Origin of the sequence: Rhodococcus sp. C1 (assembly GCF_020809065.1) — a bacterium.
Classification (GTDB): Bacteria; Actinomycetota; Actinomycetes; order Mycobacteriales; family Mycobacteriaceae; genus Rhodococcus_F; species Rhodococcus_F qingshengii.
In genome coordinates, this window is record NZ_CP078080.1 from 1297952 (window position 1) to 1319269 (window position 21318).

Below are 21318 nucleotides of genomic sequence, written 5' to 3' on the forward strand. Positions count from 1 at the left end.
ACGAAACAGACAGGTCGCCGAGCATGATGAGGGCTCGGCGACCTGTCTGGTCAGCAGGAAGTAATCAGGCCTTGGGGACGCGGATGATGAGTGCGTCGCCTTGTCCGCCGCCGCCGCAGAGTGCGGCTGCGCCGATGCCGCCGCCGCGGCGTTGCAGTTCGAGGGCGAGGTGCAGGGCGATGCGGGCGCCGGACATGCCGAGGGGGTGGCCGACGGCGATGGCGCCGCCGTTGACGTTGACCTTGGCGGGGTCGAGGCCGAGTTCGCGGGTGGAGGCGATCCCGACGGCGGCGAATGCTTCGTTGATTTCGACGAGGTCGAGGTCGGTGGGGTCGATGCCTTCCTTCGCGCAGGCTTTGGCGATGGCCCGGGCGGGTTGGGACTGGAGGGTGGAGTCGGGTCCGGCGACGACGCCGTGGGCGCCGATTTCCGCGATCCAGGTCAGGCCGAGTTCTTCGGCTTTGGTTTTGCTCATCACCACGACGGCGGCGGCGCCGTCGGAGATCGGGGAGGCGGAGCCGGCGGTGATGGTGCCGTCCTTGCTGAACGCGGGACGCAGTTTGCCGAGGGATTCGGTGGTGGTGTCGGCGCGGATGCCTTCGTCCTGGGCGAAGACGATGGGCTCGCCCTTGCGTTGGGGGATGGAGACGGGGACGACTTCGTTGTCGAAGAGGCCGTCTTTCCAGGCGCGGGCCGCGTTCTGGTGTGAGGCGGCGGCGAAGGCGTCCTGCTCGGCGCGGGTGATGTGGGCGGTTTCTTGTTGGTTGACCTGTTCGGTGAGCAGGCCCATGGCCTGGTCGGTGAAGATGTCGTGGAGGCCGTCGTAGGCCATGTGGTCGCGGAGGGTGACGTCGCCGTATTTGAAGCCTTCGCGGCTTTTTTCGAGCATGTGGGGTGCGCGGGACATCGATTCCTGCCCGCCGGCGACGACGATGTCGAATTCGCCGGCGCGGATGAGTTGGTCGGCGAGGGCGATGGCGTCGATGCCGGAGAGGCACACTTTGTTGATGCTCAGGGCGGGGACGTTCATGGGGATGCCGGCGGCGACGGCGGCTTGGCGGGCGGGCATCTGGCCGGCGCCGGCGGTGAGGACCTGTCCCATGATGACGTAGTCGACCTGTTCGGGTGCGACTGAGGACTTGTCGAGGGCGCCTTTGATGGCGATGCCGCCGAGGTCGGACCCGGAGAGGTCTTTCAACGATCCGAGGAGTCGACCCATCGGGGTACGAGCTCCCGCAACAATCACAGTGGTCGTGTCGGTCATGCCAGTTCAACTTTCAGTTCGGTGCCGGTTGCGGCGACTACGTCTTCGACGCTGACATCGGGGGCGAGTTCACGCAGGACGAGTGGACCTTCTTCGCTCACGTCGATGACGGCGAGGTTGGTGATGATCCGATTCACCACGCCCTGGCCGGTCAGGGGCAGGGTGCACGCGTCGACGATCTTGGGGTTGCCGTCGCGGTCGTTGTGCTCCATGACGACGATGACACGCCGGGCACCGTGGACGAGGTCCATTGCGCCGCCCATGCCCTTGACCATCTTGCCGGGGACCATCCAGTTTGCGAGGTCACCCGTCTTCGACACCTGCATACCGCCGAGGACTGCGGTGTCGATGTGGCCGCCGCGGATCATCCCGAACGAGAGGGCCGAATCAAAATATGCCGCACCGGGGTTGACGGTCACGGTCTCTTTGCCGGCGTTGATGAGGTCAGGATCGACGTTGTCCTCGGTGGGATACGGTCCGGTGCCGAGAATTCCGTTCTCCGAGTGCAGGACCACACGAACGTCCGAGCCCAGGTATCCGGGAATCAGTGTGGGAAGGCCGATTCCGAGATTGACGTACTCCCCGTCGATCATCTCTGCAGCCGCCCGCGCTGCCATCTGCTGGCGCGTCCAACCCGTCACTGTCACTGGTGCGGTCATCGTGAGGTTCCTTCCGAAGCGCTGACGGTTCGCTTTTCGATTCGCTTGTTCTGAGGGCCGGTGTGGACTACGCGCTGGACGAAGACCCCAGGTAGATGCACCGATGCCGGGTCGATTTCACCGGGCTCGACCAGACGTTCCACCTGCGCGATGGTGACCCGTCCCGCCATCGCGGCGAGCGGGTTGAAGTTCATCGCGGTCTTGTCGAACACGAGGTTGCCGTCGGTGTCTCCGAGAACAGCGTGCACGAGTGCGTAGTCGGCGTTGATCGCCTCTTCCATTACGTAACGCTTGGTTCCGAAGACGCGAGTCTCCTTCGGAGGCGATGCAATAGCGATCGAGCCGTCGGCGTCGTAGCGCCATGGCATTCCGCCGTCGGAGATGGGGCTACCCACTCCGGCCGGTGTGAAGAATGCGGGGATTCCGGTTCCGCCGGCGCGCAGACGCTCGGCGAGCGTTCCCTGCGGCGTCAGTTCCACTTCGAGTTCGCCGGCCAGGTACTGCCGGGCGAACTCCTTGTTCTCGCCGACGTACGACGCGGTCACTCGTCGGATACGGCCGGCGCTCAGCAAGATTCCGAGACCGTGATCGTCGACGCCGCAGTTGTTGGAGAACACCTCGAGGTGGGTTGCACTCGTAGCTGCGATCGCGTCGATCAACACGTCGGGGATGCCGCACAAGCCGAATCCGCCGACGGCCAGCGTTGCGCCGTCGACGATGTCGGCGACCGCCTCCGCTGCGGACTCGTACACCTTTGCTGTCATGTTCTCTCCCTGCCAAGCGTTCATTGAGTAGACACTCACTCACTTCGATATCCAGTGAACTATCTCCAGTTCACAGGTTCAAGGAATCTCGAACATCAACCGAGAACTGATCGACTACTGATCGTCTGAAGGAATTTCGTTCATTGAATGGACGCTAGGATGGCTGCATGCCAACTCACGGGCAATCGCCGGCCGTGGTCGCGCGGGTGGCTGCACTTCTGCGAGCCCTCGGCGCGTCCGAACCAACGGGCACTTCCACCACGGAATTGGGCAAGGTCACCGGCCTCGCTCGGCCCACTGCGCACCGACTGCTCACGTCCCTGGCTGCCGAAGGACTGGTCGACCGTGACGCACGAACCGGTCGGTGGTCTCTCGGCCCGGAGTTGTACCTCCTGGGGGCGGCGGCCGGAAATCGGTACGACATCACCGACCGGGCTCGCGACGTCGTCGACGAACTTGCCCGGGTCACGGGGGAGAGCGCCTTCCTGTCGGCACGCCGAGGTGACGAGACCGTCTGCATCCTGAGTCAGGAAGGCAGTTTTCCACTGCGATCTCACGTGCTGCACGAGGGGAAGCGATTCCCGTTGGGGGTCGCGTCGGCGGGGCTTGCCATCTTGAGCCATCTACCGACGCGGGACGTCGACGACTATTTCGCCCGAGTGAATCTGGAATCGGAATGGGGTGAGATCCACAGTGAGGCATCACTCCGTGAGCGAATCGAGTCGACGCGTGTCACCGGGTACGCGGTCAATCCAGCCCTCATCGTCGAGGGAAGCTGGGGGATGGGTGCCGCGGTGTTCGATCGCAACGGTCGCCCGGCCTGGGCGCTGAGCCTGACCGGAGTGGAAACACGCTTCCGGCCCGCGCGTCATGCCGAGTTGGGAACGCTACTCCTCGAGTATGCTCATACGTTGTCGAACCGACTGAAAACACATGCAGTGAACTAGCTTTCGATAAACACGCTTTAGGCAGGAGCGTTCTTTACCTTCGTGCGCACGTGTGCCTTCTCGCCTTGCGGGCCGAACAGGTGCAAGATCTCCACCACCTGTTCATCGGCAGGCCCGAACCAATGGGGCTCGGCAGTGTCGAACTCCGCGACTTCCCCGGGGTGCAGGACAACCTCGTTCGCCCCCAGGATGAGACGCAGATCCCCGGCGAGGACGTAGAGCCATTCGTAGCCGGCGTGGGTGACGAGCTTCGGTGGACGCGGCCCGATCACCTGCTTGAAGACCTGCACTCGGCCGGGATAGCGCGTCAACGGAACGACGGCACTGCCGTTCTTGCGTCGGCTCGGGGTGAGATGGACCCGAGGATCGCCCGTAGCGGGGGCGCCGACGAGTTGGTCCAGCGCGACCCGGTGCGCTCGGGCAAGCGGCAACAGCAGATCGAGGGTGGGACGACGCTTACCCGATTCGAGGCGTGAGAGTGCGCTGACGGAGATGCCGGTGGCTTCGGACAGGCCCTCGAGGGTCAATCCGCGATCGCGTCGGAGCGTGCGCAGTCTCGGTCCGATATCGGTGATCAACTGCTCGAATTCAGCATCCATGCCGTCCATCTTTGCAGTTTCCGCAAAATTTCTACCGGCTTCGGACGCTGGAGAGCAACGATCCTTTCGACAGTCGAGTACGGCAGAGCACTTCGAGAGATGGAGTCCGACCATGAAACCTTCGAGCGGGATCGAACCGCAAGTGATCGGACTCGATGCAGGGCGGCGATGGGGCATCCTGGCGATCTGCTGCACGAGCCTGTTCGTCGTCGGGTTGGACACCACCATCGTCAACGTGGCCCTGCCGACGATCGGTGAGGGATTTCGCGTCGGAACCCGTGGTCTGGAATGGGTCGTCAACGCATACACACTCGTCCTGGCGAGCTTGCTGATCTCGTCCGGAGCAGTGGCCGATCGTTTCGGCAGGAGACGAGTCTTTCAGATCGGGCTCGTCGTCTTCGGGGTGGCGTCGATTGCCTGCGCGCTCGCTCCGTCCGTCGAGATGTTGATCGCGGCGCGGATCGTCCAAGGCGTCGGCGGGTCGATGCTCAGTCCGGTTGCCTTGGCGATCGTCGTCAACGTGATGACCGACCCGAAGGAGCGGGCCAAGGCAATCGGGGTGTGGGCCGCGGTCTTCGGCCTGAGTATGGCGGCAGGGCCGATCGTCGGCGGCGTGCTCATCGAAAGTTTCGGCTGGCGATCGGTTTTCTGGATCAACGTGCCGGTGATCTTGGCCGTGCTCGTCTTGACTGCTGTGTTTGTTCCGGAGTCCCGAGCGCAGCAGTCGCGACGACTCGATCTTCCCGGTCAGTTGCTACTGGTGATTCTTGTCGGCGGGGCGGTTGCCCTTCTGATCGAGGGTCCGCGAATCGGATGGTTCTCTGCCGCGGCGACGGCAGGGTATGTCGTTGTTGCTGCAGCGTTGGCCGCATTCATCCGCGTCGAATCACGCAAGCGCGAGCCACTGATGGATCTCGCACTCTTCCGCCGCAGACCGTTCTCGTCGGCTGTGGTCGGCGCTGTCGTGGTGTTCGTGGCGTTGAACGCGACGCTACTGCTCGGCACGTTCTACTTGCAGCACTCCCGCGGTATGAGTCCGGCCCTGGCCGGCGCGATCACCCTCCCGATGGCTGTTGCGGCAACGGTCTGCGCGCCGTTGTCCGGAATACTCGTCGGACGCTTCGGCCCGCGGCGACCGCTGCTGATCGCCGGTAGTTTCACGACGCTCGGTGGACTGTGCCTGGTCTCGCTCGACAACAACACGGCGATTCCGATGCTCTTGGCCGCTTACCTGTTCCTCGGTATCGGATTCGGGTTCTCGAATGCCCCGATCACCAACACCGCCGTCAACGGGTTGCCGAGATCGCAGGCGGGGCTTGCTGGTGGAATAACCTCCAGTGCACGCCAATTCGGTGCTGCTCTCGGTGTTGCGCTGGCCGGTGGCATTATCGGCGGCAGTGCACCGGTAGACGTCGCACAGGCATCGAGGCTGGGATGGATCCTGGTTGCCGGATGTGGGATCGCGGTCCTGGTGATTGCACTCGCATCCCGGAATTCCGAGGAACTCCCCGGCTGATCACCTCGCGTGTTCGTGGGAGCTTCACCCTGCGCGGGTGATTCCAAGCGCGTGCCCAACCGATACAGATGATGGGGTATCAGATCGTCGTATCCGAGCGGGGAGTGCCATGTGCCAGACACCTAAGGACGCAACACCGGCCACAGTCACGGCGAATCGCGAGGCAGTCGCACGGTATGCCATGGACGACCGGCAGGATTTTGCCGACGCGGATCGAGGGTTGATCGCTCCGTTGCCGGGCAAGGTTGTCGCCGATGACGGGCATACGGTCTTCGATCCTGATGCGATGGCATACCTCGGTGACGATGTTGCCGCGCCGGAGACAGTCAATCCGAGCCTGTGGCGTCAAGGACAACTGATGCGCCGAGGTGGTCTGTATCAGGTGACGGATCGCCTTTACCAGGTACGGAACAACGACCTGGCAAATTTGACGGTTGTCGAAGGTGGCGAGGGACTGATCGTCATCGACTGTATGGCGGGGGTCGAATCGGCGCGCCAGGGTATGAAGATGATTCGTGAGCACGTCAGCGACAAGCCAGTTTCGGCGATCATCTACACGCACACCCACATCGACCACTACGGCGGAGTCAAAGGGATCGTCGATCTGGACGACGTGACGTCCGGGCGAGTTCCGATCATCGCACCGGGCACGATCGCGTCGTTCGACAAGTTCGCGATCGGGGAAAACGTCGTCGCCGGAAATGCCATGGCGAGACGGTCCTTCTACGCCTTCGGTGGATTGCTCGATCTCGATGCCAAAGGGATGGTTACCTGCGGCATCGGCACGATCAGCACGAAAGGTCCACTTGTCTCGTATATTTCCCCCACTGACAGCATCACGGAGACCGGAACGAAGCGTGAGATAGCCGGTCTGGAATTCGAGTTCCTCTACGCGCCGGATACCGAGGCCCCGGAGGAAATGCACATCTGGATCCCCGAACTCGCCGCGCTGACCTGTGCGGAGAACGCCAATCATTCGCTCCACAACATCCAGACCTTAAGAGGTGCGCGCACTCGCGACGCTCGGAACTTCGCGCGGTATCTGGACGAGACTCTCGAACGGTGGGGAGACGACGCGGCTGTTCACTACGGACCGCACACGTGGCCGGTGTGGGGTAACGAGAACCTGGTGCCGTTCATCGAATCGCAAAGGGACACTTACAAGTACATTCACGACCAGGCACTCCGTCTCGCGAACAAGGGGTACACGCCGCTCGAAGCTGCCGAGGTGATCGAACTACCGGACGAACTCGGGCGCAAGTGGTACAACCGCGGATATCACGGCACTCTGCACCACGACGTTCGCGCCGTGTACACCAAGGAACTGGGAATGTGGGACGGCGATCCGGTGTCGCTTCATCCTCATCCGCCGGTCGAATCGGCGAAGAGGTTCGTCGATCTCCTTGGCGCGCAGAAGATCCTGGACGAGGGTAAGCGGGCATTCGACGCCGCGGACTACCGATGGGCGGCAGAGATCCTGCACAAGTTGGTGTTCGCGCAACCGGAGAACGCCGAAGCGAGGAACCTGCAAGCCGACGTCTACGAGCAGATGGGCTATCAAGCCGAAGGGCCGCAGTGGCGTGGGATCTATCTCTCGGCCGCGTTGGAACTACGCGAGGGCGCCCAGCCTGCCCCGTACGTCACGGCAAGTCAGGACAGTGTCCTTGCGATGCCCATCGACATCCTCTTCGACTTCGTTGCAATTCATCTCATCGGCGACAAGGCCACCGACGCGGAACTGCGGATCGATTTCGTGTTCACCGATCGCGGCGACGAGGCATGGACTGCGTGGGTCAAGCGCGGTGTCCTCAATGCACGTAAGGGTGCGTCACCGAACACACAACTGACGGTCTCGGGCCCGAAGGCGGCGCTCGTGGGAGCGCTTCTTCAACCGGGCGCGGCCGCCGAACTGGCCAAGGCCGGGCAGATTTCGCTCGACGGAGACGAATCAGCGCTCGAGACGCTGGGAGGGTTGCTCGATACCTTCGATCCCAGTTTCAATATCGTCACGCCGTAACGAAGGGATAGCTTTCGATGTGTACACGCTTGGTCTACTTGGGGCCCAACGACACTGTGATCACTGCTCGATCGATGGATTGGAAGGTCGACCTCGGAACAAACCTCTGGGCATTCCCGCGCGGCATGACCAGAGAGGGCTGTGCAGGTCCGAACTCGATACAGTGGACGTCGAAATACGGAAGTGTTGTCGCGACGGCCTACGACATGTGCACGACCGACGGGGTCAACGAGGCTGGACTGTCTGCCAATCTCTTGTGGTTGGTCGAGTCCGAGTACCCGACGTATGACGGTTCGACCCCGGGATTGTCGATCGCGGCGTGGGCGCAATACGTCCTGGATCGCTTTGCGACAGTTCAGGAAGCGGTCGAAGTGCTCGCGTCGGAACCGTTCACGGTAGTGACCGCTGCCGTTCCCGGCGAAGACCGCCTCGCAACGCTGCACATGTCGCTCTCGGACGCCGGGGGAGACAGCGCGATCATCGAGTACGTCGGTGGACGCCCGACGATTCATCACAGCCGTGAGTACCAGGTGATGACCAATTCGCCGATCTTCGATCAGCAACTCGCCGTCAACGAGTACTGGAAGCAGATCAACGGAACCGTCATGCTGCCCGGAACCAACCGTGCCGCTGACAGATTCGCGCGGGCATCGTTCTATGTGGATGCGATACCGCAGACGGACGATCCGCGGGCGGCGTTGGCATCCGCCTTCAGTGTTATTCGGAATGTGTCGGTGCCCCTCGGTATTTCGACTCCCGACGAGCCCAACATTTCATCGACCCGTTGGCGTACGGTCGTCGATCACAAACGCACGCTCTATTTCTTCGAGTCGGCAATGACGCCCAATACCTTCTGGGTGGACGTGGCGTCGATGGATCTCGCGGAAGGGACACCCGTCCGAAAGCTCGGACTCGGACCGAACGAGAGCACCGTCTATTCCGGTGACTCCACTGACCAGTTCGAACGGGCGGAGGCATTCACGTTCGCGGGAGCATAAGGCTTCGGGGCGTAGTAAAAATCCAATCGTGAAACTTCTTGACATTTCTACTCCGTTTAGATGAAACTTTGTTGCATATTCGGGTTTCGTCAACGGAGGACGGCATGGGCATCACAGTGCAGACACGGAATGATGGTGCGCAGCTCAAACGGCGCAGGGCGCTCGTCGCCGGCTCCGTCGGAAATTTCATCGAGTGGTACGAGTTCGGTGTGTACGGGTTCTTCGCGACGATCATCGCGTCGAACTTCTTCAGCGCCGACGGCTCCGGCGACCTCGAAAGCCTGATCAAGACCTACGCGTCGTTTGCGCTGGCCTTCTTCTTCCGTCCAGTGGGGGCCGCGCTGTTCGGTCGACTCGGTGACCGCATCGGCCGACGCCCCACCTTGGTGATCGTTCTTCTGCTGATGTCGGGTGCGACGACCCTGATCGGTGTGCTCCCCACCTACGAGAGCGTCGGAATTCTGGCACCGCTGCTCTTGACGGTCCTTCGAATTCTGCAGGGATTGTCGGCCGGCGGTGAGTTCGGCGGTGCAGTGTCGGTTATGACCGAGTTTGCTCCGCCCGGGCGACGCGGGCTCTACGGCTCGTGGCAGTCGTTCACCGTCGCGCTCGGACTGCTCGCCGGTGCGGGGATCGCAGCACTCCTCGCTACTGTCCTCGACTCGGGACAGCTCGGTGACTGGGGCTGGCGCATTCCGTTCCTCCTTGCACTTCCGATGGGTCTGGTTGCTCTGTGGCTCAGGCTCCGCCTCGAAGAAACGCCGTCGTTCGAGCGTGCTCGATCAGTCCAGTCCGAACCGACAGCTGATGCAGCGGCGCCTGTAGTGCAGCCGACTGTCGGAGAGACAGCCAAGGCGATTCTGCTCGGAATCGGGCGGTTGATGGGGTGGTCTGCTGCCGGTTACACGTTCCTCGTAGTGATGCCGACTTATCTTCAAAGTTCGCTCAACGCGACTTTCCATCAGGCACTTGTTGCTTCCGTGCTCGCCAATGCGGGCTTCGCGGTGACCATTCCGATCGCGGGTGGACTCAGCGATCGCATCGGACGACGCGCGGTCATGCTCACCGGCACCGTGATAATTCTGGTCTTGGCTCTGCCGCTGCTCAACGTCCTGCAGAATGAGCAGACGTCTCTGACAGCCAAGGGATTTGCAGTGTTTGCCGCCGGCGCCGCAGTGGGACTTGTTGCCGGACCCGGACCCGCCATGCTCTCCGAGATGTTCCCCACCTCGGTCCGGTACACCGGATTGGGACTCGCATACTCCCTGTCCAACGCGGTCTTTTCGGGCTGCGCCGGTCTGATCATCACGTGGTTGATCAAGGAAACGTCCAATCTCGATATTCCGGCCTACTTCGTGATGGCAACGTGCGCCGTCAGCGCGATCGCCTTGAGTACCTTGCGAGGGAATGCCCACAAGCGGGCACTCGTCGACTGACCGCAGTTCTTCCGAATGCCGAAACGATGCGAGTAAGGGATATTTCATGAGAGTCATCGGTCTGATGTCCGGTACTTCGTACGACGCTATCGATGCTGCCGCAGCAGACATCCGGATCGACGGGGACACTCTTGTGCTCACCCCACTGGGCATGGTCAGCGAACCGTATTCCGGTGAGTTGCGGGCTGCGGTGGCGGCTGCGGTACCGCCGGCGTCCACCACTGTCGGTCAGATCTGCCAACTCGACACCGAGATCGGACAGGCATTCGCGGCCGTGGCTGCGCGGGCGAACGAGGAACTGTGCGGTGGCAGTGCGGAATTGATCTCCTCACATGGTCAGACGATGTTCCACTGGGTCGAAGGAGCGCAAGTAAAGGGCACTCTTCAGCTCGGGCAGCCGGCCTGGATAGCCGAGAAGACCGGATGCACGGTCGTGTCGGACCTGCGCTCTCGCGACGTGGCGACGGGTGGTCAGGGTGCACCACTGGTCAGTGCGTTCGACGTATTGTGGCTCAACGGAAGAACTTCGGGTTCCGTCGCGCTCAATCTCGGTGGCATCGCCAACGTCACTGCTCCGGGAGGCGCTCCGACATCGACGGCAGATGGTGCCGCAGTACCGATTGCCTTCGACACCGGCCCCGCAAATGCGTTGATCGACGCTGCGGTAAGCGAATTCACCGCGGGGGAGCAGTGGTTCGATCTCGGAGGTGCTCTGGGCGCAGCCGGCACACCGAACGTCGATCTGCTCGCACAACTACTGAGCGAACCGTATTACGCGCAGCCCGCTCCCAAGAGCACAGGCAAGGAATTGTTCCATCGGGACTACCTACTCGCTGCACTGCGGGGCTACGAATCCTTGTCTCTGGCCGACATCGTCGCCACACTGACTGCACTGACCGCCCGGACCGTCGCCGATTCCGTCAAAGCACTGGCGGCTACCGAAGTGGTGGTGTCAGGCGGTGGCACCAAGAACCCGACGTTGATGGCGATGCTCCGTGACGAACTGGGCGACATCGCGCTTGTCTCTTCGGACGAACTCGGCGTCACCTCCGACATCAAGGAAGCATTGGCTTTCGCGGTTCTCGGCTTTCTCACCGCACACGGATTGCCTGGAAGCATTGCTTCGTGCACCGGTGCACGTCACGCCAGTGTGCTCGGATCCCTGACGCCAGGAAGCCGTGGGCTGCCTAGAATCACATCGGTGCCGTCAGCTCCGAAAACGATGCGAATCGAGGCGTTATGACTTTGGACCGGAGTGCTCCGGCGTCCGTCGACCTGCTTGCTCGTATTCGTGCATCACTGAGTAGCCTCTCGCCTGCCGAGCTGCGGATCGCCGAAATCATCGAAGCCGACCCCAGTCTGGCCTCCACCCTGACGGTCAACGACCTCGCCGAACGAGCGTCGACAAGCACGGCGACAGTGGTCCGCACAGCCAAACGACTCGGTTTCGAGGGTTATCCACAGCTTCGTCTCGCGCTGGCGGCGATCAGCGGGTCCGGTACAGAGAACACGATCCCGCTCGGTGTGGACATCGTTGCTGCCGACTCGGCCGGTGAGGTGATGGCCAAGCTCGCCGAGTTCGAATCCGAACAGCTCAAGGGCACGGCGCAATTGACAGATCCTGCTGCGCTCGAAGAAGTTGTGTCCCGGATTCGATCCGCCCGCCGCGTCGAGGTCTACGGCATCGGCGCCTCTGGCATCGTCGCGCAAGACCTCACGTTGAAGCTCTCTCGCATCGACGTCAACTGCCGGGTTCATCTCGACCGAGACGCGGCCATGGTCAGCGCCAGCTTACTCGGACCGGACGACATCGCAGTGGGGATCTCACATTCAGGTGAGACTTCGGATGTCGTGGAACCACTTGCCCTTGCCCGTCGAACCGGGGCGTCGACGGCTGCGATCACCGGAGGGGCACGATCGACGCTCGCCGTGCAGTCACATCACGTTCTGCTCACTGCCGGTAGAGAATTCGGTTTCCGATCGGCTGCGATGGCAAGCCGCACCGGTCAGCTGTTGGTAGTCGACACAATTTTTGCGATGGTGGCGCACTCGCTGCCCAGCGCACTCTCTGCTCTGCAACGAAGCCATGATGCCATTGCTTCGAAGCGGCACTGACGAGGAGTCGTCGCTGTGAGTACTGACGAGGAGTCGTCGCTGTGAGTACTGACGAGGAGTCGTCGCTGTGAGTACTGACGAGGAGTCGTCGTAATGAATATCGATCGAGGAGGACTCGCCACAATGCAATTGGAAATGCTCTCCACCGAGAGACCCAACCCTCTGACCCGCGATCTCGATGTCATGTCGGTGTCGGGTCTGCTGACGGTGATGAATCAACAGGACTCAATCGTGGCCGACGCGGTGGCAGCGGTACTACCCGCCATCGAAGTCGCAGTCGACTTGATCGTCGCGGCCCGAGCACAAGGTGGTCGACTGATCTACCTGGGAGCGGGGACAAGTGGGCGTCTGGGAGTTCTCGACGCGGTGGAATGCCCTCCGACGTTCGGGACCGATCCGGGCGAGGTGATCGGCATCATCGCCGGTGGCCCTGGAGCGTTTCTGAACGCCGTCGAGGGGGCAGAGGACGATCCGCGAGCGGCTGGGGTCGATCTCGACGCAATCTCGTTGAACGCCAACGACGTCGTGGTGGGTCTGGCTGCCAGCGGTCGTACCCCCTACGTCATCGGGGGACTCGATCACGCCCGCGAACTCGGCGCTGCAACAGTGGCAGTCTCGTGCAACCGGAACGCGGCAATGAGTTCTCACGCCGGCGTGGCCATCGAAGTGGAGACCGGCCCCGAAATCCTCACCGGATCGACGAGGCTCAAGGCCGGAACTGCGCAGAAGATGGTGTGCAACATGCTCTCCACGGCCAGTATGGTTCGCTCCGGGAAGGCATTCCACAATCTGATGGTCGATCTTCGGCCGACCAATGCCAAGCTTGTCGATCGTGCGAACCGGATCGTCGCGGCAGCCACCGGAGTCGATACCGAGATCGCTGCGGAGACCATCGACGATGCCGATGGTCATGTGAAGGCAGCGGTCGTCATGTTGTTGGCCGAATGCGACTTCGCCGAAGCAACCGAACTGTTGGACCGCGCTTCGGGTTCGGTACGTGAGGCCATCGTCGGAGCGGGCAAGAGCGGCGAGGAAGTCTGAATGGAAATCGTCATAGTTCCCAGTCCGGAGGACGGCGGGCGAATCGCTGCAGATATCGTTTGTGGCGCAATCGAAAACGGAGCGCGGACGCTCGGCCTCGCGACCGGATCATCACCGCTGCACACGTATCGAGAGCTGATCAAGAGGCATCGAGAATCGGGAGTGTCGTTCGCGGCGATGAGCGCGTATCTTCTCGACGAGTATGTAGGTCTCACGTCCGATAAGCCGCAGTCCTACGCGCACACCATCCGCACGGAACTCGTGGATCACCTCGACATCGACAATGCGCGAGTGTTCAGCCCCGACGGCGGGGCCGCGGATCCCAGTGACGCTGCCCGGCGTTACGACGCTGCCATCGCCGAAAACGGTCCCATCGACGTGCAGATCCTCGGCATCGGCCTGAACGGACACATCGGTTTCAACGAGCCCTCCTCCTCGCTTGCATCGCGCACCCGAGTGAAGACCTTGACCGAGAGGACCCGCGCCGACAATGCACGGTTCTTCGCAGACCCAGCCGACGTACCGCATCATGTGATCACGCAAGGACTCGGAACCATCAGTGATGCACGGCATCTCGTCCTGATCGCGGACGGCGCCCGCAAAGCGCCCGCCGTCCGGGCCGCGGTCGAAGGTCCGGTCTCGGCATTCTGCCCGGCGTCGGTGCTGCAGCTGCATCCACACGTGACCGTCATAGTCGACGAGGCAGCTGCCGGCGAACTCCAACTAGCGGACTTCTACCGCTACACAACCGAGCACAAGCCTGCAGAGCAGGGTTACTGAAAAGCGGGCTGCTGAAAGCGGACTTGATCTCCAGCGCAGTTGAGGTCCTAGCCTCGGGGGATGATCAACGCCAGAGGTCCAGCGGTATCCCCGCCTGCGGCGCCCCGATTCTTCTCACCACCGCTCAGTGTCGCGATCGTCGGAGCGGGGCCGGCGGGAATCCACGCCGCCGGCGCTCTCGCCGAACTTGCGCCCGGCACCAAGACAGACGTGTTCGAGCGTCTACCGACGCCGTACGGACTGGTGCGCTACGGTCTCGTACCAGGGCACCCCGAATCCGAAAAGTTCGCCCATTCTCTGCACACCACGCTGGTCGCCAGTGACTTCCGGCTGTTCTGCAACGTGGAGATCGGAAAGGACCTTTCCGTCGGTGACCTACGTTCTTCCTACGATGCCGTGATCATCGCAACCGGTGCGCCGCGGGATGCACCCCTCGACATTCCCGGCGTCGAGCTTCCAGGTTCTTTCGGTGGCGCCGAGTTTGTCGGTTGGTACAACGATCACCCGGACAGCTCGCCGCAGTGGCCGCTGAACGCGGAATCGGTCGCAGTGATCGGAGGTGGCAACGTCGCGCTCGATGTCACGCGGATGCTCCTCGCCGAGGCACAATCGCTGCAGGCCACGGACGTCTCCGACCAAGTTCGGGAAGGGATCGCCGGCAGTCTCATTCGTGAGGTGCACGTCTTCGTCCGACGCGGGCCCGCCGACGCTCGATTCTCACCGAACGAGTTGCGCGCTCTCGGTGAACTGCCCGGAGTTGATGTTGTCGTCGACGCTGCCGATGTCGCGCCGGACCGGCATGTCGAGCGGATGACCAAACAGTTGGTGCACACCCGACTGGCAGTCGAGACACTCCGTGGTTTCGCCGACACTGCGCCTGCCGACCGAACTGCCCAGCGTCGAGTTCACCTGCACTTTTACCGACAGCCCGTGGAGATTCTCGGCAGCGGGAAAGTCGAGGCACTCCGCGTCGAGTGGACTGACCCCGACGGCTACGGTCACGTCACCGCTTCGGGTGTCTGTACCGACTATCCGGTTCAAGCTGTGTACCGGGCAATCGGATTTATCGGGACGCCGCTTGCCGGGGTGCCTTTCGATCACGGACGCGGCATAGTTTCGCACCGGAGCGGCGCGGTGGTCGACGAGAGCGGTCTACCGATCGCGGGCTTGTTCGTGACGGGCTGGATGAAGCGAGGTGCCGCGGGGCTGATCGGTGCGGCGCGGCCAGACGCTCGCCAAACCGTCGAAACCTTGCTGCGACAGTTGGATTCGGCATACGAGCGTCGAGCCGGTCACGGCCGGATCGCGGAGGTCCTCGGGGCCGGCAGAGTGGTGCCCGTCGATTGGGACGGATGGCTTCGCATCGATGCCGCCGAACGTGCCCTCGGCGTGAAGCATGGGCGTGATCGGATCAAAATCAAAGAGCGCGACGAACTCGTTCGCATCGGCACGAAGTCGGCAGTTCACGCCGAATAGATTCGCTGGGGTCTGGAGTACCACCGGGGTTACGCTGAAGTGAGTCACTCCGATTCATTGTGATCGAGGTGCGGAACAGAAGTGTCATGAATGAACGTGGTGCGCAGGCCAGTGACGCGACAATCGCGAGCGGGCCCCTGACCGAACGGGGCACCGTCACCGAGTTGCGCCCTTCAACGCTGCCGGTGGTGCGTGACGGCCAGAACGGTGCAGACGGCCTCGGCCGCCTTGTGGCGGATTGGGAGGAGGGACGAACCCCGTCCGACCTGAGCGACTATCTGCCTGATCCAGCCAAGATTCGTCGGGCGGCGCTGATCGAACTGGTCGGAATCGACATGGAGTACCGCTGGCTGAAAAATGATTACCCGAAACGGCTCACGGATTACTGTGCCGAGTATCCCGAATTACTCGAAGAACCATTACCGGCCGAGCTCCTGTACGAGGAGTTCCGGCTGCGGAAGCAGGGTGGGGAGGACGTCGCAGCAGCCGAGTACCTCAGCGAGTTTCCCTTGCAGGCAGAGAGTTTCGAGCAGATGTTCGACCGTGATTCGATGGCCGGTCGCGAAGACGTGATGATGTTGGGGCTCTCGGGTTTCGACGAGTTCGAAATCGGGCAGCACCTGGACGATTTCGAACTGGTGTTGGAACTCGGGCACGGCGCATTCGCCCGCGTGTTCCTCGCTCGGCAACTCTCGATGCAGCGGTGGGTTGCGTTGAAAATCTCGCGCAACGTCGGAGTCGAGCCACAGACTCTCGCCCAGCTCGACCATCCCAACATCGTCCGGGTCTTCGATCAACGGCTGCTCGAGGAACGCGCACTGCGAGTCCTTTTCATGGAATACGTGCCGGGTGGGACCCTGCTCGACGTGGTCAAACTTGTCCGCGTGACACCGCAGGCGCAGCGGTCCGGACAACTACTTCTCGACGCCATCGACAAGACCCTGGCGAAGAAGGGAGAGATGAAGCCCAGCGAGACGAGCCTGAGGAGCGAGATCGCTGCGATGTCGTGGCCGGAGACCGTGGCCTGGATGGGGATGCGACTGGCCGATGCCCTCGAGTATGCGCGTGAGCACGGCGTATTACATCGGGACATCAAGCCGGCGAATGTCCTCCTCAGCGTCGAAGGCATCCCCAAGCTCGCCGACTTCAACGTCAGCTCGAGCGAGGAGGTCTCGACCGAGGACGCTGCATGTTTTGTCGGAGGCTCGCTTGCCTACATGTCTCCGGAGCAATTGGAGGCCTGTGCGGTGGGGGCGCCTGGCACACTCGACACCCGTAGCGACATCTATGCACTGGGCGTGATGCTGTGGGAACTCCTCACCGGGAGTAGGCCTTTCACGGACGACGGTACGGGGGAGAGCCCACCGTCGCCCAAGAAGGCGCTCGAGGCCCGCCGGCGCGGGGTGGATCCCGCAGCCGAGGCACGGCTACCGGACGACTGTCCGCCGGCGCTGCGCCGAGTTCTGGTCAAGTCTCTCTCGCCGGAGAGAGACGGAAGGTGGTCTGGCGGCCGAAAGTTGGCTCGTCAGTTCGCACTGTGTCTGGACCGGTCTGCTCGCAATCTGGTGGACCCACCGGAAGGGAGTCCACGTTCGACGCTGTGGAAGTGGGCGCTGCCGATAGTGCTTGCCGCGATCGGAATTCCGAATCTTCTTGCGGCGGGCTACAACTACTACTACAACAAGATGCTGATCATCTCGGGTCTCTCGCCGCAGGCTCAGCAGCATCTCGAGCAGGTTCATCTGGTCATCGGGGTGGCTGCGTTCTCTCTCGGTGCCGCAGCGATCCTGTATTGGTGTCGGCTTGCACTCACCGTGCCTCACGGACTGCGCAACGGTCAGACGTACAGCGCGGAGGTCTTGAACAAAGCGCGTACTGCGACGCTGAACGTCGGACATCGCGCGGTCGTGATCGCATTCGGTCTGTGGGTTCTGGCCGGTATCGCATATCCGGTCGCATTGCAGATTGCCGCCGGCGGAATTCCGCAGCGAGCCTACGTGCACCTGATGTCGTCGCTGGCGGTGTGCGGCGCCGTCGCAGTCGCGTATCCGTTCTTCATCCTGACGTACTACTCGGTTCGATGTCTGTATCCGATCTTGTTGTCACACGGCGAGTTACGAAGCGACGACGGACGCGATATTCGCTCGTTGGGTCGGAGCAGCACGCGTTACCTCGCAGTCGCGGCGTCGGTTCCACTGGTGGGAATCGCGGGGCTCAGTTTTGTCGGTTCGGGTGCCGGTGAGGAACTCAACGCAACAGTCCGTGCGCTGTGTTTGGGCGGTATCGCCGGATTCATCGTTGTGTATCAACTGTTTCGACGGATCGAAAGTGACCTCCGAGCACTGCTGCGCGTCGTGTCTCTCGAGGTGTCGGCATCTCCGTAAGTGCCGAACAACCGTATTCGAGTCGGCCTATGTGGAAGTGCTCTTGCGTGGTCGGCTGCGACGAACTGCTTTGGTGCGAGGCGGAGACTTCTCTTCCGATTCTTCCTGAGGGTCGTCGCGCCAGTGAATCTCGATTTCTATCTCGACTTCGTTGCCGTCGACTTCGATCTCGAGTTCCCACCGAACCTGTTCCGGAACACTGATTTCGATCGAGTCCCCACCCGACCCCAGCTCCACTTCCGATCCACTGGCGAGGGCTTGGCCGAGGGCGATGAGTCGGTCGGCGACTTCCTGCCGTGAGAGTTCTGACTTCCTCTTGATCTCCAGTTTGGGCACGAGCACTCCTGACCTCGGCGGATTCTCCCTTTCACGGTAGTTGGACGACGGGGAGATTGTCGGAGTTTGTGGAACCACACAGCAGGACGCGTCGACGCACAACAAACCTGAAGGCGGTGTGGGGACGCCAGAAAGAGCGAGGAATCCGGCTCACTTCCAGCACGGACGAATCGGTCGGGAGGGCCCTGTCAGCGATGATTTTCGCGAAAGTCTGGGTTCAGTCCAGAAGATTGCGCAATAGTGGAAAGGTGCCTTCGACGCCGGATTATGCAGCCCAACTGCGTAACGCTGAGCTTCGCGTGACTCGTCCCAGAGTCACGGTGCTCGAGGTTGTGCATGCACGCCCACACGCAGCCACCGAGACTGTCTTCGATGCTGTGCGGGCTGTTCTGCCGGGGGTGTCGCGGCAGGCGGTCTACGACGTGTTGCACGCTCTCACCGACGCCGGGCTGATACGGCGGATCCAACCGTCCGGATCGGTGGCGCTGTACGAGTCACGCGTCGGCGACAACCATCATCACGTCGTCTGCCGGTCCTGTGGGGTCGTTGCAGATGTCGACTGCGCAGTCGGAGAGGCACCGTGTTTGACGCCGTCGGCGCACAACGGTTTCGTTCTCGACGAAGCCGAGGTCATTTACTGGGGCCTGTGTCCCGACTGCTCGACAACTCAGAGTTTGCGATCACAAACGTGATCGAAGTCCGTTCTACTCGCTCATGGAGGGATTACCGTGTCCGATAGTTGCCCGGTTGCTCACGACGGAAACACCGAGAGCACCAGCGAAAGTGAAAACCCCGCAATCCCGTCTCCGACGCCTACCGGGAATCGTCCGAGAACAAACAGCGACTGGTGGCCGAATCAGCCGGATCTCTCTGTCTTGCATTCACATTCGTCGAAGTCGAATCCGATGGGTGCCGACTTCGATTACGCCCAGGAATTCGCCAAGCTCGATGTCGAGGCGCTAAAGCGCGACGTCATCGCGTTGATGACGGCGTCGCAGGATTGGTGGCCGGCCGACTACGGGCACTACGGCGGACTCTTCGTGCGTATGAGCTGGCATGCTGCCGGCACCTATCGCATTGCAGACGGCCGCGGCGGTGGCGGCCAAGGTGCTCAGCGTTTCGCCCCGCTCAACAGTTGGCCGGACAACGCCAGCCTCGACAAGGCCCGGCGCCTGCTTTGGCCCGTGAAGCAGAAGTACGGAAAGCAGGTTTCCTGGGCCGACCTGCTGGTGTTCGCGGGCAACTGCGCCCTGGAGTCGATGGGGTTCAAGACCTTCGGCTTCGGATTCGGCCGAGAAGACATCTGGGAGCCCGAGGAGATCTACTGGGGTCCCGAGGACACCTGGCTCGGCGACGAGCGTTACAGCGGAGACCGTGAGCTGTCCGGACCGCTCGGAGCCGTGCAGATGGGCCTGATCTACGTCAATCCCGAAGGACCCAACGGGCAACCGGATCCGGTAGCGGCCGCCCGCGACATCCGTGAAACGTTCGCCCGCATGGCGATGAACGACGTGGAGACAGCTGCGCTGATCGCCGGCGGTCACACCTTCGGCAAGACGCACGGAGCCGGACCGGCCGACCTCGTCGGACCGGAACCGGAAGGTGCTCCCATCGAGCAGCAGGGACTGGGCTGGAAGAGTGCCTTCGGCACGGGTGTGGGTAAGGACGCGATCACCAGTGGTCTCGAAGTCGTGTGGACTCCCACTCCGACGAAGTGGGACAACACCTTCTTGGAGATTCTGTACGGCTACGACTGGGAGCTGACCAAGAGTCCGGCGGGTGCGTGGCAGTGGATTCCGAAGGACGGCGCGGGGGCGGGCACCATCCCGGATCCGTTCGATTCGTCGGCCGGACGCACCCCGACGATGCTGACGACCGACCTGTCCCTACGCCTGGATCCGACATACGAGAAGATCACCCGGCGCTGGCTCGATCATCCGGAAGAATTCGCCGAAGAGTTCGCCAAGGCTTGGTACAAGCTCCTTCACCGTGACATGGGACCGGTCACGCGCTACCTGGGACCTTGGGTTCCCGAGCCGCAGCTGTGGCAGGACCCGGTTCCCTCGGCCGATGATCAACTGATCGGGGACGCAGACATCGCGATCCTCAAGAGTCGACTTCTCGACTCCGGGCTGTCCATTTCGCAGTTGGTATCGACGGCGTGGGCGTCTGCCGCGAGCTTCCGCAGCACGGACATGCGCGGCGGCGCCAACGGTGCGCGAATCCGACTGGAGCCGCAGAAGAATTGGGAAGTCAACGAGCCCGCAGCTCTCTCCTCGGTGCTTCAGACTCTCGAGCGGGTTCAGCAGGACTTCAACCAGGCTGGTGGAGCAAAGGTTTCTCTCGCCGACCTGATCGTTCTGGGTGGTACAGCGGCCGTCGAACAGGCTGCGAAGAACGCCGGACAGGACATCACGGTCTCGTTCACTCCGGGACGTACGGACGCAACGCAGGAGCAGACAGACGTCGACTCGTTCGAGGTACTCGAACCCCGGGCCGACGGATTCCGGAACTACCTCAAGGGAGGCGAGAAGATTCCGGCAGAGATTCTGTTGGTCGACCGCGCGTACATGCTGTCGCTGACCCCGCCCGAGGTGACAGTGATGGTCGGCGGACTTCGCGCGCTGAACGCGAACTTCGGCAATACCCGTCACGGCGTGTTCACCGATCGTCCCGAGACGTTGACCAACGATTTCTTCGTCAACCTTCTCGACATGGGTACCGAGTGGAAGCCGTCGAAGACGGACGAAAACGTCTACGACGGTGTTGATCGCGTGACGGGCGATCCGAAGTACACGGCAACTGCGGTCGATCTCGTTTTCGGATCGAATTCGCAACTGCGTGCACTCGCCGAGGTGTACGCCAGTGCAGACGCCAAGCAGAAGTTCGCCGAGGACTTCGCCGCAGCCTGGACCAAGGTGATGGACCTCGACCGGTTCGACGTGAACTGATCCAGCAGATCGTCGACGACGCCCCGCGAGCTTGT

Annotated in this window: 18 protein-coding genes; 13 read left to right on the forward strand and 5 right to left on the reverse strand. The window is 62.2% G+C overall.

Translation table 11 applies throughout. The annotated features are described in order from the left end of the window. Positions 1-64: 64 nt before the first annotated feature. The 3 genes from KTR60_RS05930 to KTR60_RS05940 are packed head-to-tail and all read right to left on the reverse strand — an operon-like array spanning position 65 to position 2687. Positions 65-1264 (reverse strand): acetyl-CoA C-acetyltransferase, encoded by a 1200-nt coding sequence (locus KTR60_RS05930; protein ID WP_192712023.1) that lies wholly within the window; start codon positions 1262-1264, stop codon positions 65-67. After that, positions 1261-1923 (reverse strand): 3-oxoacid CoA-transferase subunit B, encoded by a 663-nt coding sequence (locus tag KTR60_RS05935; protein ID WP_007726396.1) that lies wholly within the window; start codon positions 1921-1923, stop codon positions 1261-1263. The genes KTR60_RS05930 and KTR60_RS05935 overlap by 4 nt, the downstream gene beginning before the upstream one ends. Further along, on the reverse strand, positions 1920-2687 hold the full coding sequence (locus tag KTR60_RS05940; RefSeq protein WP_179090791.1) for a CoA transferase subunit A: 768 nt from the start codon (positions 2685-2687) through the stop codon (positions 1920-1922). The genes KTR60_RS05935 and KTR60_RS05940 overlap by 4 nt, the downstream gene beginning before the upstream one ends. A 167-nt stretch (positions 2688-2854) precedes the next feature. On the opposite strand from KTR60_RS05940, the gene KTR60_RS05945 reads away from it, so the two are divergent. Next, entirely contained in the window at positions 2855-3634 is a 780-nt protein-coding gene (locus tag KTR60_RS05945) for an IclR family transcriptional regulator (protein ID WP_042452404.1), read from the forward strand. Between the two features lie 17 nt (positions 3635-3651). Here the strand turns inward: KTR60_RS05945 and KTR60_RS05950 are convergent, their stop codons facing one another. Then, positions 3652-4233: a helix-turn-helix domain-containing protein gene (locus KTR60_RS05950; protein ID WP_042453490.1), complete on the reverse strand. Its 582-nt coding sequence runs from the start codon at positions 4231-4233 to the stop codon at positions 3652-3654. 112 nt (positions 4234-4345) lie between these two features. Here KTR60_RS05950 and KTR60_RS05955 point away from each other — a divergent pair, with 112 nt between their 5' ends. From KTR60_RS05955 to KTR60_RS06000, 10 genes are all read left to right on the forward strand, one after another. Beyond that, positions 4346-5749, forward strand: coding sequence for an MFS transporter (locus KTR60_RS05955; protein ID WP_042452402.1), 1404 nt, complete (start codon positions 4346-4348; stop codon positions 5747-5749). Between the two features lie 109 nt (positions 5750-5858). Continuing rightward, positions 5859-7766 carry an alkyl/aryl-sulfatase gene (locus KTR60_RS05960; RefSeq protein ID WP_042452401.1) on the forward strand — a complete coding sequence of 636 codons (1908 nt, stop codon included), beginning with the start codon at positions 5859-5861 and terminating at the stop codon, positions 7764-7766. A gap of 17 nt (positions 7767-7783) precedes the next feature. Beyond that, complete coding sequence (locus tag KTR60_RS05965; RefSeq protein ID WP_228401956.1) at positions 7784-8764, forward strand: linear amide C-N hydrolase; 981 nt, start codon at positions 7784-7786, stop codon at positions 8762-8764. A 104-nt stretch (positions 8765-8868) separates the two neighbouring features. After that, positions 8869-10200 carry an MFS transporter gene (locus KTR60_RS05970; RefSeq protein ID WP_007726415.1) on the forward strand — a complete coding sequence of 444 codons (1332 nt, stop codon included), beginning with the start codon at positions 8869-8871 and terminating at the stop codon, positions 10198-10200. 46 nt (positions 10201-10246) lie between these two features. Then, positions 10247-11443: an anhydro-N-acetylmuramic acid kinase gene (locus KTR60_RS05975; protein ID WP_003941439.1), complete on the forward strand. Its 1197-nt coding sequence runs from the start codon at positions 10247-10249 to the stop codon at positions 11441-11443. After that, complete coding sequence (locus tag KTR60_RS05980; protein ID WP_003941452.1) at positions 11440-12315, forward strand: MurR/RpiR family transcriptional regulator; 876 nt, start codon at positions 11440-11442, stop codon at positions 12313-12315. The genes KTR60_RS05975 and KTR60_RS05980 overlap by 4 nt, the downstream gene beginning before the upstream one ends. 123 nt (positions 12316-12438) lie before the next feature. Beyond that, positions 12439-13356 (forward strand): N-acetylmuramic acid 6-phosphate etherase, encoded by a 918-nt coding sequence (murQ, locus tag KTR60_RS05985; RefSeq protein WP_228402266.1) that lies wholly within the window; start codon positions 12439-12441, stop codon positions 13354-13356. Then, on the forward strand, positions 13357-14136 hold the full coding sequence (gene nagB, locus KTR60_RS05990) for a glucosamine-6-phosphate deaminase (protein WP_161120330.1): 780 nt from the start codon (positions 13357-13359) through the stop codon (positions 14134-14136). A 60-nt stretch (positions 14137-14196) separates the two neighbouring features. Next, a complete protein-coding gene (locus KTR60_RS05995) occupies positions 14197-15612 on the forward strand; it encodes an FAD-dependent oxidoreductase (protein WP_161120331.1) in 1416 nt (471 codons plus the stop codon). Positions 15613-15698: 86 nt separating this feature from the next. Then, entirely contained in the window at positions 15699-17996 is a 2298-nt protein-coding gene (locus tag KTR60_RS06000; protein ID WP_228401957.1) for a serine/threonine-protein kinase, read from the forward strand. Between the two features lie 27 nt (positions 17997-18023). On the opposite strand, the gene KTR60_RS06005 is transcribed toward KTR60_RS06000, so the two are convergent. Further along, a complete protein-coding gene (locus KTR60_RS06005) occupies positions 18024-18332 on the reverse strand; it encodes an amphi-Trp domain-containing protein (protein ID WP_037129603.1) in 309 nt (102 codons plus the stop codon). A gap of 248 nt (positions 18333-18580) precedes the next feature. Here KTR60_RS06005 and KTR60_RS06010 point away from each other — a divergent pair, with 248 nt between their 5' ends. Together KTR60_RS06010 and katG are read left to right on the forward strand one after the other, a co-directional pair. Continuing rightward, on the forward strand, positions 18581-19024 hold the full coding sequence (locus KTR60_RS06010; RefSeq protein ID WP_037129600.1) for a Fur family transcriptional regulator: 444 nt from the start codon (positions 18581-18583) through the stop codon (positions 19022-19024). A 36-nt stretch (positions 19025-19060) separates the two neighbouring features. After that, complete coding sequence (katG, locus tag KTR60_RS06015) at positions 19061-21283, forward strand: catalase/peroxidase HPI (RefSeq protein WP_212633930.1); 2223 nt, start codon at positions 19061-19063, stop codon at positions 21281-21283. Positions 21284-21318: the final 35 nt, after the last annotated feature.

What these genes read in the sequence shown, in the direction of transcription:
- KTR60_RS05950 (WP_042453490.1), bottom strand. Translation starts at nt 4,233, where the DNA reads ATGGATGCTGAATTCGAGCAGTTGATCACCGATATCGGACCGAGACTG.
- murQ (WP_228402266.1), top strand. Translation starts at nt 12,439, where the DNA reads ATGCAATTGGAAATGCTCTCCACCGAGAGACCCAACCCTCTGACCCGC.
- KTR60_RS05945 (WP_042452404.1), top strand. Translation starts at nt 2,855, where the DNA reads ATGCCAACTCACGGGCAATCGCCGGCCGTGGTCGCGCGGGTGGCTGCA.
- KTR60_RS05930 (WP_192712023.1), bottom strand. Translation starts at nt 1,264, where the DNA reads ATGACCGACACGACCACTGTGATTGTTGCGGGAGCTCGTACCCCGATG.
- nagB (WP_161120330.1), top strand. Translation starts at nt 13,357, where the DNA reads ATGGAAATCGTCATAGTTCCCAGTCCGGAGGACGGCGGGCGAATCGCT.
- KTR60_RS05975 (WP_003941439.1), top strand. Translation starts at nt 10,247, where the DNA reads ATGAGAGTCATCGGTCTGATGTCCGGTACTTCGTACGACGCTATCGAT.
- KTR60_RS05980 (WP_003941452.1), top strand. Translation starts at nt 11,440, where the DNA reads ATGACTTTGGACCGGAGTGCTCCGGCGTCCGTCGACCTGCTTGCTCGT.
- KTR60_RS05995 (WP_161120331.1), top strand. Translation starts at nt 14,197, where the DNA reads ATGATCAACGCCAGAGGTCCAGCGGTATCCCCGCCTGCGGCGCCCCGA.
- KTR60_RS05970 (WP_007726415.1), top strand. Translation starts at nt 8,869, where the DNA reads ATGGGCATCACAGTGCAGACACGGAATGATGGTGCGCAGCTCAAACGG.
- KTR60_RS05960 (WP_042452401.1), top strand. Translation starts at nt 5,859, where the DNA reads ATGTGCCAGACACCTAAGGACGCAACACCGGCCACAGTCACGGCGAAT.
- KTR60_RS05940 (WP_179090791.1), bottom strand. Translation starts at nt 2,687, where the DNA reads ATGACAGCAAAGGTGTACGAGTCCGCAGCGGAGGCGGTCGCCGACATC.
- KTR60_RS05965 (WP_228401956.1), top strand. Translation starts at nt 7,784, where the DNA reads ATGTGTACACGCTTGGTCTACTTGGGGCCCAACGACACTGTGATCACT.
- KTR60_RS05955 (WP_042452402.1), top strand. Translation starts at nt 4,346, where the DNA reads ATGAAACCTTCGAGCGGGATCGAACCGCAAGTGATCGGACTCGATGCA.
- KTR60_RS05935 (WP_007726396.1), bottom strand. Translation starts at nt 1,923, where the DNA reads ATGACCGCACCAGTGACAGTGACGGGTTGGACGCGCCAGCAGATGGCA.
- KTR60_RS06000 (WP_228401957.1), top strand. Translation starts at nt 15,699, where the DNA reads ATGAATGAACGTGGTGCGCAGGCCAGTGACGCGACAATCGCGAGCGGG.